This is a genomic window from Bacillus sp. E214 (assembly GCF_008087365.1).
Taxonomy (GTDB): domain Bacteria; phylum Bacillota; class Bacilli; order Bacillales; family Pradoshiaceae; genus Pradoshia.
Map to the genome: position 1 here is coordinate 1,328,260 of NZ_VENN01000001.1, position 16,059 is coordinate 1,344,318.

The window sequence follows — 16,059 nt, forward strand, 5'->3', positions numbered from 1 at the left end:
TCCAATTATTGATTCACTTTTTCTATGAATGAGGTAATAGCCGTGGATACTTGCTCCGGGGTCTCAAATATTCCCATATGCCCGGCTTTATCAATAACTATTTGTGTAATATGCTCTCCGCTCACAGTAAATACTTTCTCAATCGGTACAACCTCATCTCTTGCACCGGCTACGAGAAGAGCTGGGATATCGTTCCTTTGCAGCACATAATTCTTATCTTCACGATTTTTCATAGCCATTAAAGCACCGATGATGCCTGTTGGTCTCGTCTCAACGCCAATATCATACAAAGTTTTCAGCATCTCTTGTTCATTTTCCCTTGTTTCTTTTGACAGCAATTTAGGGATGAGATCCTTAACGAAAAAGGAAACTCCCTGTTCTTCTACTGTAGAGACACCTGCTGACCGTTTTTTCTTTGCTTCAGGGGAATCTGGTAATGCAGTGGAATGAATGAGTCCATATCCGCTGATAAGATCGGGATGGTGATCCACAAAGTCAAGGGTAATATATCCTCCCATTGAATGACCAAATAGATAAGCATCCTTTAAATCATGTTCAATAAAGAAATTATACAAATCCTCTGCCATATCATGAATATCGTATCCAATCTTTGTAGTATCTGTTTCGCCATGACCTCTTACATCAACAGCAATTACTCGGTAGAATTTCCTTAAATAAGGAATCACTTTTTCCCAGTAATCCTTGCTTCCGCAAAAACCATGCAGTAAGATAATAGGCTTTCCAGCGCCTTCTTCCTTAAAAGCTAATTTCACAAGATTATTCTCCATTTACTTCCACACCTTTTCATTTAATGATAATTAAATCTAAAGATCCGTCCCCGCATATTTTCTACGTTCAGGGTGGAGTCTTTTACATGTATGTATGATTCGATATTAAAAAGAGACAAGCTCAACTTCTAAAACTTTCTCTATATTTACCCATTCATTTTACCATTATCCCTCCTGTTATAACATTGCTTAAATATAAAGCAAAACCGCCATTATATAGCCAAATGACTATGATATCTTCGTTTACATCGTACTCCTTTATCACCCTAATTATTTAACAATTAAGAATAGCCTGCATATGCTAAAGATAGAATCATCAGAGGAGGAGAATATATGGCTCAAAACAAGAAGAATGGTGCATTTGAACCGCTCCGTAACTTCATTTCACAAATGGATGATTTGTTAACCGAGAACACAAGGAGCGGACTATTACAGTCTATGGATGATTTTTTCCAGAACCAAAAAATGTTTGCAAGCTTTCCCGTTGAATGGGAAGAAACAGAAACCCATTATATTATTCAAGCTCCTATCGCAGGTGTCGACAAAAATTACATTGAAATTGATATATCGGGTAGTAAATTAACAATATCATATGAAACTGTACGAAAAGTAAATAAAGGCGATCAAATCTATGCTACAGAAAAACAAAAGAAATCGAGAAGCTTTACATTCCATTACCCAATTGACGAAGAACAAATTGAGGCTAGCCACGAAAATGGCTTATTAACAGTCAAAGTCCCCAAATCAAAAAAGAAACGCATATCTATCCGATAAATAAAAAACTGCCGATCTATAACCGGCAGTTTTTTATGTGGTTACTTTAAATATAGAACCTACACCTTTTACTAAATTGGATACCTGATTCATTGAATTTAACATCATTCCCGCAGTATCAATCATTTTATTAAAATCGATACTGCCTTCCTGTGTTTTAAATTGATTAAGAACCGATGAAAAATTACTGCCCTGATTTTTTTGCATAAAGCTTTGTTTAGGATATGGATTAGTAATAGCTGTATTCATCTGCTGTAAAGGATAAAAATCTTCATCCTTAGAGTATAATGGGTTTTGAAATGGATTCACCTGTTCTTTTGGGTATTGATTCGGCATTTCCTGCTGCGGATAGCCGTAAAAATGTTGATCCTCCATCATACCGCCTGACATTGGCATACTTCCTGGATATTGCTCCATATAGTATGGATTAAAGGATGGCTGTTGATACATTTGGTTAGGATAGTAGGGTTGGTAAGCAAGGTTTCCTTCAAAAGGATTCAATTGTTGTTGCTGAATGCTCTCCGGCCCCCAACTACCCTGTGGTTGAACTTGAGGAGCCCCAGTTCCAGCCGGATAGATGTTTCGATATTCATATGGAGGCAAGCGGGATGCAGCCGGCATTCCATAATAAGGATTAAAATCACCATTACGCCTTCTAGCTTTCTTCTCAAGAAGTGGTTTAAGCATAACTCTCCCTCCGCTCTAACTATATACTTATACAGTATGCAGCATCTGGGATTGGGTGCTATACCGTTACTCCCCGTTCACTTCCTCCATCCGAATCTGTTCGAGTACAAACAAAGCTGCATTGATATGTTTAATGAATCTGGACTTGCTTGATTCCGGAAAGTAACAATGGACAGAAACTTGCAGAACATTATTATGGGTATTCTTAATCTGCATGAGAGATAGATATTTAGGTCTTTTATCAGCTACCCATTGCTCAGCCTCAATCAGCCATTCATCTGCCAGCTGCTTAGTATGGTCGGCAAACGGCTTAATCACAGTGTGGAAATCTGCACGCTCTTCCGTTTCGCGTGCTTCTCTATAGATTTTTTCAGCATTTTTAACGATCTCTATCAAATCAATTGTCTTTTCATATAAGGTATCTTTCATATTCATTACATCCTTGTTCTTTTTACCTAATCTAAACAGAATTTCAGTAAAAATGATACTATCTCGTATTTTACGTTAAATGAGCCAATTTCAATATAGACAGTTGTGTATCGTGTTTGTAATCATCAATAAAATTATTCATTTTAATTTGAATATCTGCCATATCCATATCAATCTTCCTGGCTTCAGTTTTGATTGTATACGTGAACTCGGCTATTGTATCATTTACTTCATTATCTGTTTTCCTAATTATTTCTTCCTCGAGGGCTATTATTTCCTGCTCCAATTCCCTTAGCAATGTGATGATATTTTCTTTGGAACTCATGCACCTCACCCTTTCCTCATTCTTATACACTTAAGGTTTCGATTTAACTATTTCAATCCCTTCATAGACGACAAAACTAGAAGAGTATCGGCAAAGAAAACAGAGACGGCGCACGTATATGCTTCCTTCGACAACTTGCATAAACTCTCTAAACATAGACAACCTAATGAATAGGAGGTGTAGTCATGAAGAAAAATACATCAGCTGCTCAAGAGAAAAAAAAGAAAAGCAATAACGCATCCAGTAAGCATACAGGCAATCCAAAACTAGATGGTCCAGATAAACCATCAACTTAAATTATTAGCTACCACTTACTTAATAGCCGGAGGATTTTATATTCTCCGGCTTTTTATTATTCTCTTTCACGTATGTCGCTTAAAAGATGACCTCGATAACATTCTTCTATATAATCATATACTCTAACCTTTTTATCTAAAAAGTACCTTTGACGAATCCAGCCAATTTATTATAAACTTCGAAGTGCCTTAGTTTCGTTTACATTCTATCAATTTAGTATTTATTGAAAGAGAAATACACGTTTATCTTATAATAAAATTACATAAATGAGTATCTGTACTAATTATTTAAACTTTCTATGTAAGTAATAATGAATTTTACAATTTTGATGCTATTTTTGTTATGATAAGGATGGGCTTGGAGGGATACTATGTCTATAAAATATCCTAATGGAAAACACTATAACCCGATTGCGAAAACCGGCAGCAAAGTACTGAAACAGAAAAAAGTGAATTATTCTAATCGGGGAATGACATTGGAGGATGACTTAAACGAAACAAATCTTTATTATATAGAGAATAACATCGCAATTGTTCACAAAAAGCCAACACCCGTTCAGATTGTTAATGTGTCTTATCCTAAGAGGAGCGCTGCAGTCATAAAAGAAGCCTATTTTAAGCAAGCCTCCACAACGGATTATAATGGTGTATATAAAGGCAGATACATTGACTTTGAAGCGAAGGAAACCAGACAAACAACCTCTTTCCCTTTAAAGAATTTTCATGAACACCAAATTGTCCATATGCGCAATATCATTAAACATGGTGGGATAGCCTTTATTATTATGCGCTTCAGTGTAACAGAGGAAATTTACTATTTACCGGCTGAGACACTGATCTATTATTGGGAAGAGATGCTATCTGGCGGTAGAAAATCTATACCAAAAAAGGATATCGAACATACAGGTGAAGTGATTCCGCTTGGGTTTTCACCAAGAATTGACTATATTAAGATAATTGACAAAAAATATGGTACCCAACTATTTTAAATGGTCCTTTATCCTGAAAGGAAGGTATGTAACACAATGTCAGATCAATATAAAACAAGGACAGAAAAAAGAAAATATGCAAATTCCAAAAGAAATAAAAAACAAAAGAAACAATCAAAATCATTATTAAAAAGAACCTTAATTGTTTTAGCTGCACTATTTATTATTGCAGGTATTTCAGTCGGAGGAGTTTTTGCATACTGGGCTGTCACAGCTCCTGAGATTGATGACAGCGCCCTGATTGATCCTATTTCTTCGAAAATCTATGATAAAAACGGAGATATATATACAGAAGTAGGCTCAGAAACAAGAGATTACGTCGATTATAAGGATGTTCCTAAATTGATGGAAAATGCCATCCTGGCAACTGAAGATGTGCGTTTTTATAAACATCATGGAATTGATATTATTCGCGTTGGCGGAGCTTTAATTGGAAACATAACAGGCGGCTTCGGCTCTCAGGGAGGTAGCACCATTACCCAGCAGGTAGTGAAAAACTCTTTCCTTAAATCAGAAAAAACGATTAAACGTAAAGTACAGGAAATGTACCTTGCTTTTCAACTTGAGCAAAAATATTCTAAAGAACAAATTTTTGAAATGTATGTTAACAAAGTATATATGTCATCCGGAGTCCATGGGTTTTCCACAGCATCCAAGCTGTACTTTGGCAAAGAATTGAATGAGCTTACCTTATCTGAAGCTGCCACGCTGGCAGGTATGCCGCAAAGCCCAAATAATTACAACCCGTTTACGTATCCGGAAAAAGCGGAAAAACGAAGAAACATCGTACTTAAACTAATGGAAAAAGCAGGTTTCATCACTGCGGAAGAGCGCGAAAAAGCGCAAGCCGAAAGTGTTGAAGATAGCTTAGTACCAGAAGAAAAACGCGAGAAAACAACAAACACAAAATATAATGCTATTGTTGATCAAGTCATCGATGAAGTGGAAGAAATTGGAGACTACAATATATACACAGATGGCCTTCAGGTATATACGTCCATCGATCCTGATGCACAGGAACTAATGGAGGAAATACTGAATAGCGATAAATATATCGACTACCCGAATGATAAATTCCAGGCTGGTACGGTCTTTATGGATACAAAGACCGGAGAAATCAACGCAATGGGCGGTGGAAGAAACCAAGAAGTAGCCCGTGGCTTTAACTATGCAACAGATTTAAAAACAAGGCAGCCGGGTTCAACCATTAAACCAATTCTTGATTACGGTCCAGCAATTGAATATTTGAAATGGTCGACTGCTCATATTATTAAAGATGAACCATATAAATATAGTTCCGGACAATCAATTGGTAGTGCAACGGGTACCTATAAAGGGAATGTAACGATTCGTGAGGCGCTTTATAAATCACTTAACGTCCCTGCAGTTAAAACACTCCAAGAGGTTGGTGAAGATCAAGCTGGTAAATTTGCAAAAAAATTAGGTGTTGACTTTGGGGAAATTTACGAAGCATCCGCAATCGGCGGTGTAGACAAAGCAGCATCCCCTCTACAAATGGCAGGTGCCTATGCTGCATTTGGTAACGAGGGTATCTATAATAAACCGCATGTCGTAAAAAAAGTAGTTCTAAGAGACAATGATACTGTTATTGAAACGGCACCGGAACCACAAGTTGCCATGAAGGATTATACAGCCTTTATGATTACAAACATTTTGCAGGATGTTGTGACTAAAGGTACAGGAACTGCAGCCAATATTCCAGGTCTTCACATTGCAGCAAAAACAGGAACAACAAACTACTCTGCAGAAGACCGGGCAAAATATAATATCAGTAAGAGCAGTTCACCGGATGCGTGGTTTATTGGATATACAACGAATTACACCATGTCTGTTTGGACGGGCTATGATCAACAATTAAAAAATCCGATGAGTAAGCAGGAAACAAAAATAGCCGCAAAAATCTTTAAAACAATGATGGGCAAAATGTCTGAGAATGTGACAACTGATAATTTCAAACAGCCAAGTTCGGTTGTCAAAGTTGCCCTTGAAAAAGGAACAAACGCTAAAGCAAGTGAATATACACCAAGTGATCAAATTGTATATGAGTACTTTGTAAAGGGACATGAACCTACTAAAACATCAGAAAAATATACAAAACCAAATGCGCCTTCTGGTCTCAACGCTGCTTTTGATGAAGCATCTAATCGAATAAACGTGAGCTGGAAATATGATTCTTCTAATGACGCAGAATTTAATGTTCAGGTTGTCGTGGATGGCGGAGACAGACAAACGTTAACCACTACAAAGGAAACTTCCTTTAGTCTCGATGCTCCAGAAGCCGGGAAAAAGTATACGTTCTATGTAACAGCTACTGTAGACGGCCAGGAGAGTGACTCAGCATCTACATCTGTTTCTATTCCTGAAGCTGCTCCAGAGGAGGAAGAACAGCCTGAAGAGCCGACTGAGGACAATACAGAGGATCCAAACCAACCTAACCCAGACAATGGCACAGGTAATGAAGAAGATCCGAATGAAGGTAACAATCCTGAAGAAGGTACTAATCCTGGTGAAGGCACCAACCCTGGCGAAGGCACCAACCCTGGCGAAGGTACTAACCCTGGTGAAGGAACTAACCCTGGTGAAGGCACCAATCCTGGCGAAGGTACTAACCCTGGTGAAGGCCAGCCAGAACCACAGGATGAGGATGGGCAAGAACAGCCTGCTGCGAGAAGTAATAGTACTTCCCAGCCTGACGAAACTTCCTATCTGATTCCACCTGCTATTCAAGAAATGCCTAGACATATACGTAAAATTGCCTAAACCGTAAACCAGAACATTTTGAAATGAAAAGTTTCAAATTCCTATAAACAATAACTAAAATGCACTTCATGGTTAGACTTATTCTAACAATGAAGTGCATTTTTTTATGCTATATATGCGAATAACTTTCTACTGTAAACTAATCACAATGAATAACTCTGCCTATAGATAAAGTTATCTAACTGCAGAAGTCACCTTTATTTCATCCCCCCTGCTTCACCACAATATACTCCAATCCTCAAAAGATACAATTACTACTACATCAATTTTTTGATCCACTTAATGCAATCCCTTCAATAAACTGCTTTTGGAAAATAAAGAAGGCGATAATTAGTGGAATAATTGCCATGAATGATCCAGCCATCACTAAAGGATAATTAGTAGCATATTGTCCGTTTAGAGTTGCCAAGCCCGCAGATAGCGTCATTTTGTCTGGGGATGTATTTACAATCAACGGCCAAAGCAAAGAATTCCAGCCATATAGCAACGCAAAAATCGATACTGAAATGAGCGCAGGTTTAGACAAAGGCAGGATAATACTGAAAAATATACGTAACCTGGAGCAACCATCAATAACGGCGGCCTCTTCCAATTCTTTTGGGATTGTCATAAAAAACTGTCGCAGCAAAAATGTGCCAAAAGCTGAAAACAGACCAGGAATAAATAAAGCTGGAATTGTATTTAATAGATTCATATCCTGGATGATTAAGTATTGTGGAAGTAAAAATATTTGCCCAGGAACCATTAAAACGGATAACATCAGGATAAATAATGTCTTCTTAAAGGGGAATTCAATTCGTGCAAAGGCATAAGCCGCCATTGCAGAAAGAAACACTTGTCCTAATGTGATGACCGCCGTAGAAACGAAAGTATTTAAATAATATTGACTAAAAGGTAAAAGCGTAAAGATGTCGCTAAAGTTATTCCATTGGGCAACTTCAGGAAAAAACTTTGGAGGAATACTGATTGATTCACTTTTTGTCTTGAGTGCAGTTAGCACCATCCAAATAAAGGGGAACACCATCATAATGGAACCAAATATAAGTAATACGTGAACAACCCATTTTCCTTTGTTTTTTTTCTTCATCATCTTGTCCACCTCTTATTCATAATGCACCCATTTCTTTTGAAATCCAAAATTAATAACGGTAATGATCATAGTTAACAGTAATAAAACAACGGTAATAGCGGCGCCATATCCTTTGTCATTTAATATAAACGCATGCTTATAAAATAAATAGGCCAGGGATTGGACACTTTCAAGAGCCGGATTAGTCTGGGAATACATTAGAAAAATCAAGTCATACACCTGCAGTGCAGAAATCAGCGACGTAATCAAGCTAAAAAAGATTGTCGGCGTTACTATCGGTAACGTAATCTTAAAAAACTTTTGCAAGGAACCAGCCCCATCTATTTCTGCCGCTTCATAGAAAGATCTCGATATTCCTTGTAATCCAGCTAAGAATATAACTATTGAAGTACCAAGGGAACTCCATATACCTACAATAATTAAAGAAATCATGGCTGTGTTTGAGCTTGTCAGCCAAGCTGGTCCCTGAATACCAACCTGAGCAAGGGTTTGATTTATGATTCCGTAGTCTGAGTTATACATCCATTTCCAAATCATAGCGACTGCAGATGTCATCGTAACAGCCGGAAGAAAGTAGATAACCCGGTAAAAAGATACACCCTTTATTTTGTTATTTAAAAGAGTTGCGATTAATAATGAAATGACCATCGAAATAGGTACAGTAAATATAGAATAGATTACGGTGTTTTTCAAAGCTGATAATACTTCTCCATCTCCAATTAGTTTCTTATAATTAGCAAGTCCGGTGAAAGTATTTCCACCGAACATGCCCCATTTAGTAAATGAATAGAAAACGCTTTGAATCATCGGAAAAAGATAGAAAACGAACAATCCAAGAAATAGAGGGCCGATAAAAAATATAGCTGCCATTATATCTCTTCTCTTATATTTCGATCTTTTATAAGGGATTACGTTACCGTCGTTTTTTGCCAAATCAATCATTCCCTACTCGATTATTTTTTCAATAGTTCATCCGCTTGCTTGGCCAATTCCAAACACGCTTCTTCCACTGTTATTTCACCTGTCCAAGCTTTTGTTAGTATATCAGCCTCAATTGCAATGGCAGCTGAGTTATTTTTCTTATTCGGAAGCGGTACTGCATACTCGACAGCATCTATGAATACCTTTAGATTTTTATCTGGATAAGCATTCATCCATCCCTCTTGTGAACCTTCATAGGCTGATAGAACCTTTCCTGAGTTAGCGGTATGCTCATTGGCTTCTTTTGTAGAAAGGTAAGCAACCCATTTTTTAGCAGCTTCTTCATTTTCTGTTTTGGCAGAAATAGCATTCGCTAAGGCATTTGACGTTGTAGCCCGGATTTCACCTTTTGGCATAGGTGCCACATCAATATTCTCTATTCCGTATTCATCAGTAAAATACGTTGGTACCATATAAGAACCATCCAGAGTCATAGCAATACGCCCATTTAAAAACAATTCGGATACTGTCGTACTAGCCATTTCTTCAACTGTTGGACTGGATCCTTCTTTAACAAAGTCATACCAAAACTGTACGCCAGCTATCGTTTTTGGATCAGAAAAACCAGACTTTGTCCCATCCTCAGCAAACGGAGCTCCTCCACTTTGTAATAACGTTTCATAATATCCACCCTGCCACGTTACTGGTGCAGCCATGCCATAAATATTCTTGTCTTTATTAGTAAGCTTCTTGGCTACTTCTCTCCATGTATCCCAAGTCCAAGTGTCATCCGGATAGGCGATGTTTGCTTCATCAAAAATCTTTTTATTATAGTAAAGTGCATGTGAATCGAAATCCTTTGGAATTGCATACAACTTTCCATTTCTTGTATAGGAATCTAAATATTGTTGAGGGAACTTATCTTTATCAAATTCAATGTCATCTAAGGGAAGGACAACCTCATTATCAATATAATCAGGTACACGCGGGAAATTAATCCAAAAAACATCTGGGGCATTATTTCCTGTTATGGCTGTTTCTAGTTTTGTCCAATACTGCGCCCACGGTGTGATTTCAAACTTTACTTTAATACCTGTTTCCTCTTCAAATTCTTTTGCGAGCTCTTCATAAATTGGCGCTTGCTCCTTATCCCATAAAGCATAAGTAATTTCTTTTCCGTCCCCTTTAGCATCGGACTTAGAATCATTCGAACAACCAACCAACATTGCACTGATAATCAAGAAAAAGACTGCTAACCACTTTACTTCCTTTTTCATAAATATCCCCCTTTAATTTGGTCTTACTTGCTTAATATATATTTCATAGCATTGCTGGTGTCATATGCTAGTTGTATCGAGTTTTCTTTGTAAGGACTTAACTCACAAATCACATCCCCGTTGTATCCTATTTCTCTTAGAGCCTCCATAAGAGACGACCATTTCATATCTCCGCTTAAAAGACCCGTAAATCCACGTATATTCCCTATATCCTGGCGAAAATCTTTAATGTGTACCTTCGTGATTCGTTCACCTAAAATGCGCACCCACTGCTCTGGAAAGCCAAATTGCAACACATTTCCTGCGTCAAAATAAGCCTTTACCGAAGGATGATTGATTTCATCAAGGAAACGACGCATCTCAAGTGGGCTAAGTAAAAATTTATTCCAAACATTCTCCACACCTATAACAATTCCGAGTGGTTCTGCATATATAGCTAATTCTTTTAGAGCCGATTGAGCCAAGTCATAGCAGTCATCATAACTATTTGTTTCCGTTACAACACCAGGGACGATTAATACAGTATCTCCACCAAGGACAGCACATACCTCAATCATTTTCTTAGCGATTTCTAATCCCTTTACCCTTACTTTCTCGTCGTATGAGGTCAGAGGGTATGTCCAATGTAAGCTTGTCGCAATACTACTGATTGGTAACTGATAAGTCACTGATAAATTTTTGATTGTCTCAAGCTCTAACTCTGTAGTTTCAAGGGTTAAAGCTGGGTTATCTATTAACCCTAATTCAGAAGTAATGGAATCCTGAGGCATACTTTCAGACATATTCAGTTCAATTGAATCGAATCCAGCTTCCTTTGTTACTTTAAAAGTAGTTTCCAATGATAAATCAGGTGAAAAACACCAGCTATTTATACCTTTTCTCACTTTCTCAGCCTCCTTTTAATTAATTACTCTGTTTCCTTTTTCAATCGATTGATAGGCCATCCTCGCCATCTTTACAGTGAATAGGCCATCTTCTCCTGATACTGGTGAAGGCATATTTTGATCAATGGCGTCTTTGAAAGCTTTTATCATGGCCATATCCATATCTTCTTCGTAATATGTAAAAGCAGGACTTGCTTTTTGATTGTAGAGTAATGCCTTTCTTCCAAATCCATCGGCGTGAATCCACCCTTTATCTGTGACCAATGTAAGTGAGGCATCACCCCATACTGGATACTCTTTAGGTCTGTTCCATGATGTATCCAGACTCATAAATGTCCCATCCGTAAATGTCACATGCAAGAGCCCTGTATCCTCCACATATGACTCACCAAGTAAATTCTCACCTCTAGCAAATACGGAATCTATTTGAGGAGCAAAAAACCAATTTACTAGATCTGCCATATGAATCGTATGATCAATGATAGCTCCTCCGCCAGAGAGTTTATTCTCTACAAACCAACCACCAGGTGATTTACCATGATTTGTGGCATTAATTGCAATTAGCTTTCCGCATGTCCCTTCGTCTATCATTTGTTTTAAGGACTGCATAGGTTGAGAAAAGCGAACTGGATGAGCAACCATCAATTTAACACCAGCGGCGTAGCAATCCGAAATCATCTTTTCAGCATCTTCAACCGTAAGTGCCATCGGTTTTTCGACAATCACATGCTTCTTATAAGCAGCAGCTGAAACAGTATATTCACAATGAAACACATTCTCTGAACAGATCAGAACCGTATCAATATCTGTTTGCAAAAGGTCATCCAATTGTTCATATGGGAAAATCCCATACTTTTCACTAAATTGAAACATTTTCTCCTTATCCCGATCATAAATACCGACAATTTCAATTCCAAGTGTCTTTAAACATAATGTGTAGCTATACACGTGCATATGAGCACAACCAATGATTCCTACTTTCATGAAGATCCTCCTTTCTCTACCAAAGCCACTTGCCCTGTCTGAAGACTTTGGATTGCTTTACCCCACCATTTCTCAACACGATCATCCTTCATATATTCAGGATTAATCTCAAGCACTTGCAGAAAATCTGATTGTAAAGCTTGTTCAACTGACGAATCAAACACATACAACCCAGTTGTTCCGGCTATCTCCATTTGTTTTATGTAGATTGATCGACTTGGTGAAAAATCAAAAAAGAGGTTAGCTACCGTCCTATCCGTAAATTGACAAGTGATTAGCCAAACATTTTTTTCTTGGCTTGCAGACGTATTAATATCTTTCAAATCCTGATTTATATGAATGTTAGATATCCAATATAAAGCTTCCTTTATATGCTGAGTGATGATTTCAAATGGTTTTTCTGGAGCATGGAAGTTATATCGAATAAAGGTAACGTTCCCTACATTCCCTTCTCGGACTTCTCTTAGGGCAGCTTGATCTTCTAACTTCACAGAGAACCCTCCATTACAATATATTTGTCCTCTTCAATTGATTGTTGGGCAGCAATGACTAGCTCAGAAACGGTGAAACTACTTTCCAGATTAGAACGCGGTTGAGCCCCTGTTTGAATACAATGAAGAAAATCCAAAATCATTTCAGCGTCTCCTCCACCATGGCCAACTGTATTCTCTATTTCGTAGACTAACTTTTCTTTTTTCAAACGATCATGAACTATGATTCTATTGTTCTCATCATCAAAGTATAGCTCACCCTTCGTACCAAAAAACTGAAATTCCCTCCGATAATAGGCTGCAAATTGGCATAATGTATACGTAACTTTCGCTCGATTTTGGTATTGAATTAGCAGAGCCTGATGATCATCTACATTTACCTCAGAATCAAACACACAGTGATCTGGCCAACTTTCTTGCCACTCAATTCCTTTATGCTTCTTGATATTAATTAGGCTCTCCTCACATGTCCATTTATGCTGACATGTTCGACAGTGCAGTTCTTCCTTTAAAGGAGATCCAAACTTTTTGATGGACCCAGGTTCACCAAACACTTCTAAACCTCCAAATGCTGCTACCTTTACCGGCTTGGCTCCAATCATCCAAGATAAAATATCCAGACTATGTGTAGCCTTTTGAAGTAATAAACTGTAGGACTTAGATTTCAGCCTATGCCAATCATGAAAGAATGCGTAACCACCATAGTTAATGTGGTCTGTTCCATTTGCAAGGAATATATCGCCAATAATTCCACTGCTTATTAAGCTTTTTGCTTTAAAATATAATGGTGCGTATCGCAGGACATAACCAACCTGAAAAACTTTTTTATAATCTTTTAAGGCGGAACGAATCATAGAGATTTTTTGCAATGAAATATCTAGAGGTTTTTCGCATAAAATATGTTTGCTAAATTTTATCGCTTCTAAAATAATTTCAGCATGGGTATCATCCGGAGTAGCGATAAAAACTGCATCCACATCCGTGCTCTTTAGCAAGTTTCGATAATCAGTGGTTGATCGAATTTGTTTTTCTTCAAATAAGTTAAAATTTGTGCCTTGTTCATCACATACATAGACTACTTCTATTTCTGGATGAGGAATTAGGGACTGAAGAGCGAATTTACTGCCTCGATTGCCTAATCCTATAACTCCGAACCTAATCAACTGCTTTCTCCCCTTCTTCTTTCAGCCTCAATTTATGTTCAAATGCTTGAATCGACCTGGCATATTCACTCGGACTTAATCCAGTTTGTTGTTTAAAGCAATTCGAAAAATAATGAACTGAATCAAACCCTAAATTTTGAGCAATAAGTGTAAAGCTCAAGTTATTTTCTCTGATTAAGACTTTTGCCTCTTCCATTCGAAGCGCCTTAAAGAAGGACATCACGGTATATCCCGTTTCTTCTTTAAATATTTTCTTCAAATATGTCTTACTAAGAAAGAAATGGGTACATATATCATCTAAAAATAATTGCTTATGTAATCGTTCATTCATGAAATCGATAATGTCATTCACAATCGTTTTTTCAAACTTTTTCTTAGTTGCTCCGCTTGCACGTTGCTGATTGATTTCCGATGTCTCATCTCTTATTAATCGTATTAAAAACTCACTCAAGTACAAATACATCATCTGTTCCGCTCCAACCCTAGGGTTTGGCAGGCGTATATCGTCTCGATATATCCTTCCTAGACTTGGCTGGAATACATCTTTTGCTTCTTTTAAAACTTTAGCCAACAATTCTCTTTCTCCAGTTGCGACCCTCATAATTTTATTTTCGAAAAAAGACATGATTGGAGATTGACAAACAAAACTAATGACTAAGACATTAGGAGCACAAATTCCATTCGCCCACAAATTATGAAATTCGTTTGGTTTATGGAAAATAATATCTCCTTCTTTTAATTCGTAGCCTTCTTGATCAGCAGAAACCTCTAACTTCCCCTTATCTACATAGACAAATTCCCAAAAATCATGTTTTTCACCCGTATACCGATAATCCTTAGAAAACTCAAAATAATACAATGTTAAAATCTTCTCAATTTCAATTAGATATTGCGGTGGATGAATATTCCTAAAAAAATCAGCCCTCAGAAGAATCGCCACCTTTATTGGAAATTTCAGAATACTTATTTCCAATTATCACAGTATTTACCTAATATAGGTACTACTTTTTACTAATTCAGCCCTTTTTTACAAGAAACGGGACTTTAATTCTAAATATCAAAAGACTTCTTGATAGGTAAGGTTAAAGAAGATTTATATCTTAAATAAAATACTTTTGAAACCGACTGAGGAGGTTGCCCATGTTAAAAGTAGGAATTGTAGGATTAGGTTTTATGGGAAATGCTCATTTACAGAAGTATTTGAGACTGGAAAAGGAAGGATACCCCATTAAATTAGTATCTATTTGTGATGTGGATGAAAAAAAGCGGCATGGTAAAGTAGTGGAGGGGAATTTGGAAACAGGTAAAGAGCAGGTAGATTTCAGCCGGTTCACCTTCTATGAAAAAATGGAAGACATGATTAAGGATGAAAAACTAGATTATGTAGACTTATGTCTTCCAACGTACCTACATGCTCCACTGGCCGTTCAAGCAATGGAATTAGGTGTCCATGTCTTGTGTGAAAAACCGATGGCAATCTCAACAAAGGACTGCTCCTTGATGATTGAAGCCTCTAAGAAATATGACCGCCAATTAATGATAGGTCAGACTCTTCGTTTTTTCCCAAGTTATCAGTACTTAAAAGAAACAATTGATACGAATAGATATGGTCCTGTAATAAGTGCTTCATTCTTTCGAGGCGGTTCAACACCTATATGGTCTTGGGAAAACTGGCTCCTGCAAAAGGAGAAATCCGGTGGATGCTTACTTGATCAACATATTCATGATGTGGACACTATCAATTGGTTGTTCGGTAAACCTGTAGCTGTATCTACAAGCGGAAAAGTGGTTTTTGAAGGAAATGGATATGACATTGTATCCACTAACTATCACTATCTCGATGGCAAAGTAGTAAATGCCCAGGATGACTGGACAATTAAAGGTGATTTTGGATTTGAAATGCGCTACAGAGTGAACTTTGAAAAAGGAACCATTATTTTAGAAAACAATGTACTAACCGACTATCCAGCCGAAGGTAAAAAATTTGTGCCTGATATATCAAAAGAAGACGGCTATTATCTCGAAATTAAACATTTCGCTGAAGCAATAAGGCTGAATACCAGTGCCCAAGATGCAATTCCGTTAGAAAGCACAAAAGAAACCATATATATAGCAGAAAAAGAGCAAGAATCCGCAAACCAATATGGAAAATTGGTATATTTATAGGAAGACATACGGTC

At 37.4% G+C, this 16,059-nt stretch carries 16 protein-coding genes; 4 read left to right on the forward strand and 12 right to left on the reverse strand.

Features of this window, described 5'->3' with window-relative positions:
- Positions 1-5 precede the first annotated feature (5 nt).
- The gene (locus FHY47_RS06145; protein WP_148629865.1) at positions 6-788 is read right to left on the reverse strand and encodes an alpha/beta fold hydrolase; all 783 of its coding nucleotides are present in this window, start codon (positions 786-788) and stop codon (positions 6-8) included.
- 333 nt (positions 789-1,121) lie between these two features.
- Here FHY47_RS06145 and FHY47_RS06150 point away from each other — a divergent pair, with 333 nt between their 5' ends.
- On the forward strand, positions 1,122-1,562 hold the full coding sequence (locus FHY47_RS06150; protein ID WP_066107346.1) for an Hsp20/alpha crystallin family protein: 441 nt from the start codon (positions 1,122-1,124) through the stop codon (positions 1,560-1,562).
- A gap of 33 nt (positions 1,563-1,595) precedes the next feature.
- On the opposite strand, the gene FHY47_RS19195 is transcribed toward FHY47_RS06150, so the two are convergent.
- From FHY47_RS19195 to FHY47_RS06165, 3 genes are all read right to left on the reverse strand, one after another.
- Positions 1,596-2,249 (reverse strand): YppG family protein, encoded by a 654-nt coding sequence (locus FHY47_RS19195; RefSeq protein WP_225983585.1) that lies wholly within the window; start codon positions 2,247-2,249, stop codon positions 1,596-1,598.
- Between the two features lie 66 nt (positions 2,250-2,315).
- Entirely contained in the window at positions 2,316-2,678 is a 363-nt protein-coding gene (locus tag FHY47_RS06160; protein WP_187393443.1) for a YppE family protein, read from the reverse strand.
- A gap of 70 nt (positions 2,679-2,748) precedes the next feature.
- Positions 2,749-3,003 (reverse strand): hypothetical protein, encoded by a 255-nt coding sequence (locus FHY47_RS06165; protein WP_066107354.1) that lies wholly within the window; start codon positions 3,001-3,003, stop codon positions 2,749-2,751.
- A 667-nt stretch (positions 3,004-3,670) separates the two neighbouring features.
- Here FHY47_RS06165 and recU point away from each other — a divergent pair.
- Both recU and FHY47_RS06175 read left to right on the forward strand, forming a co-directional pair.
- Positions 3,671-4,288, forward strand: a complete 618-nt coding sequence (recU, locus tag FHY47_RS06170; RefSeq protein ID WP_148629869.1) for a Holliday junction resolvase RecU — start codon at positions 3,671-3,673, stop codon at positions 4,286-4,288.
- Between the two features lie 36 nt (positions 4,289-4,324).
- Complete coding sequence (locus FHY47_RS06175; protein ID WP_222861898.1) at positions 4,325-7,069, forward strand: PBP1A family penicillin-binding protein; 2,745 nt, start codon at positions 4,325-4,327, stop codon at positions 7,067-7,069.
- A gap of 262 nt (positions 7,070-7,331) precedes the next feature.
- Here FHY47_RS06175 and FHY47_RS06180 read toward each other — a convergent pair whose 3' ends face one another.
- From FHY47_RS06180 to FHY47_RS06215, 8 genes are read right to left on the reverse strand one after another with little or no spacing between them, the layout of a single operon-like run.
- Positions 7,332-8,159 carry a carbohydrate ABC transporter permease gene (locus FHY47_RS06180; protein WP_139891755.1) on the reverse strand — a complete coding sequence of 276 codons (828 nt, stop codon included), beginning with the start codon at positions 8,157-8,159 and terminating at the stop codon, positions 7,332-7,334.
- 12 nt (positions 8,160-8,171) lie between these two features.
- Positions 8,172-9,101 carry a carbohydrate ABC transporter permease gene (locus tag FHY47_RS06185; RefSeq protein ID WP_148629871.1) on the reverse strand — a complete coding sequence of 310 codons (930 nt, stop codon included), beginning with the start codon at positions 9,099-9,101 and terminating at the stop codon, positions 8,172-8,174.
- Positions 9,102-9,112: 11 nt separating this feature from the next.
- The gene (locus tag FHY47_RS06190) at positions 9,113-10,357 is read right to left on the reverse strand and encodes an ABC transporter substrate-binding protein (protein WP_148629873.1); all 1,245 of its coding nucleotides are present in this window, start codon (positions 10,355-10,357) and stop codon (positions 9,113-9,115) included.
- Between the two features lie 23 nt (positions 10,358-10,380).
- A complete protein-coding gene (locus FHY47_RS06195) occupies positions 10,381-11,241 on the reverse strand; it encodes a sugar phosphate isomerase/epimerase family protein (protein ID WP_139891752.1) in 861 nt (286 codons plus the stop codon).
- Between the two features lie 15 nt (positions 11,242-11,256).
- Positions 11,257-12,225 (reverse strand): Gfo/Idh/MocA family protein, encoded by a 969-nt coding sequence (locus FHY47_RS06200; protein WP_148629875.1) that lies wholly within the window; start codon positions 12,223-12,225, stop codon positions 11,257-11,259.
- The gene (locus FHY47_RS06205) at positions 12,222-12,716 is read right to left on the reverse strand and encodes a hypothetical protein (protein WP_139891750.1); all 495 of its coding nucleotides are present in this window, start codon (positions 12,714-12,716) and stop codon (positions 12,222-12,224) included. The genes FHY47_RS06200 and FHY47_RS06205 overlap by 4 nt, the downstream gene beginning before the upstream one ends.
- Positions 12,713-13,879 carry a Gfo/Idh/MocA family protein gene (locus FHY47_RS06210; protein ID WP_148629877.1) on the reverse strand — a complete coding sequence of 389 codons (1,167 nt, stop codon included), beginning with the start codon at positions 13,877-13,879 and terminating at the stop codon, positions 12,713-12,715. The genes FHY47_RS06205 and FHY47_RS06210 overlap by 4 nt, the downstream gene beginning before the upstream one ends.
- Positions 13,872-14,852, reverse strand: a complete 981-nt coding sequence (locus tag FHY47_RS06215; RefSeq protein ID WP_262365974.1) for an AraC family transcriptional regulator — start codon at positions 14,850-14,852, stop codon at positions 13,872-13,874. The genes FHY47_RS06210 and FHY47_RS06215 overlap by 8 nt, the downstream gene beginning before the upstream one ends.
- Positions 14,853-15,019: 167 nt before the next feature.
- Here FHY47_RS06215 and FHY47_RS06220 point away from each other — a divergent pair, with 167 nt between their 5' ends.
- The gene (locus FHY47_RS06220) at positions 15,020-16,045 is read left to right on the forward strand and encodes a Gfo/Idh/MocA family protein (RefSeq protein ID WP_139891748.1); all 1,026 of its coding nucleotides are present in this window, start codon (positions 15,020-15,022) and stop codon (positions 16,043-16,045) included.
- The last annotated feature ends 14 nt before the right edge of the window (positions 16,046-16,059 follow it).

Bases quoted from the DNA above. Each gene is read 5' to 3' on its own strand.
- FHY47_RS06145 (WP_148629865.1), bottom strand. From the start codon at position 788: ATGGAGAATAATCTTGTGAAATTAGCTTTTAAGGAAGAAGGCGCTGGA.
- FHY47_RS06150 (WP_066107346.1), top strand. From the start codon at position 1,122: ATGGCTCAAAACAAGAAGAATGGTGCATTTGAACCGCTCCGTAACTTC.
- FHY47_RS19195 (WP_225983585.1), bottom strand. From the start codon at position 2,249: ATGCTTAAACCACTTCTTGAGAAGAAAGCTAGAAGGCGTAATGGTGAT.
- FHY47_RS06160 (WP_187393443.1), bottom strand. From the start codon at position 2,678: ATGAAAGATACCTTATATGAAAAGACAATTGATTTGATAGAGATCGTT.
- FHY47_RS06165 (WP_066107354.1), bottom strand. From the start codon at position 3,003: ATGAGTTCCAAAGAAAATATCATCACATTGCTAAGGGAATTGGAGCAG.
- recU (WP_148629869.1), top strand. From the start codon at position 3,671: ATGTCTATAAAATATCCTAATGGAAAACACTATAACCCGATTGCGAAA.
- FHY47_RS06175 (WP_222861898.1), top strand. From the start codon at position 4,325: ATGTCAGATCAATATAAAACAAGGACAGAAAAAAGAAAATATGCAAAT.
- FHY47_RS06180 (WP_139891755.1), bottom strand. From the start codon at position 8,159: ATGATGAAGAAAAAAAACAAAGGAAAATGGGTTGTTCACGTATTACTT.
- FHY47_RS06185 (WP_148629871.1), bottom strand. From the start codon at position 9,101: ATGATTGATTTGGCAAAAAACGACGGTAACGTAATCCCTTATAAAAGA.
- FHY47_RS06190 (WP_148629873.1), bottom strand. From the start codon at position 10,357: ATGAAAAAGGAAGTAAAGTGGTTAGCAGTCTTTTTCTTGATTATCAGT.
- FHY47_RS06200 (WP_148629875.1), bottom strand. From the start codon at position 12,225: ATGAAAGTAGGAATCATTGGTTGTGCTCATATGCACGTGTATAGCTAC.
- FHY47_RS06220 (WP_139891748.1), top strand. From the start codon at position 15,020: ATGTTAAAAGTAGGAATTGTAGGATTAGGTTTTATGGGAAATGCTCAT.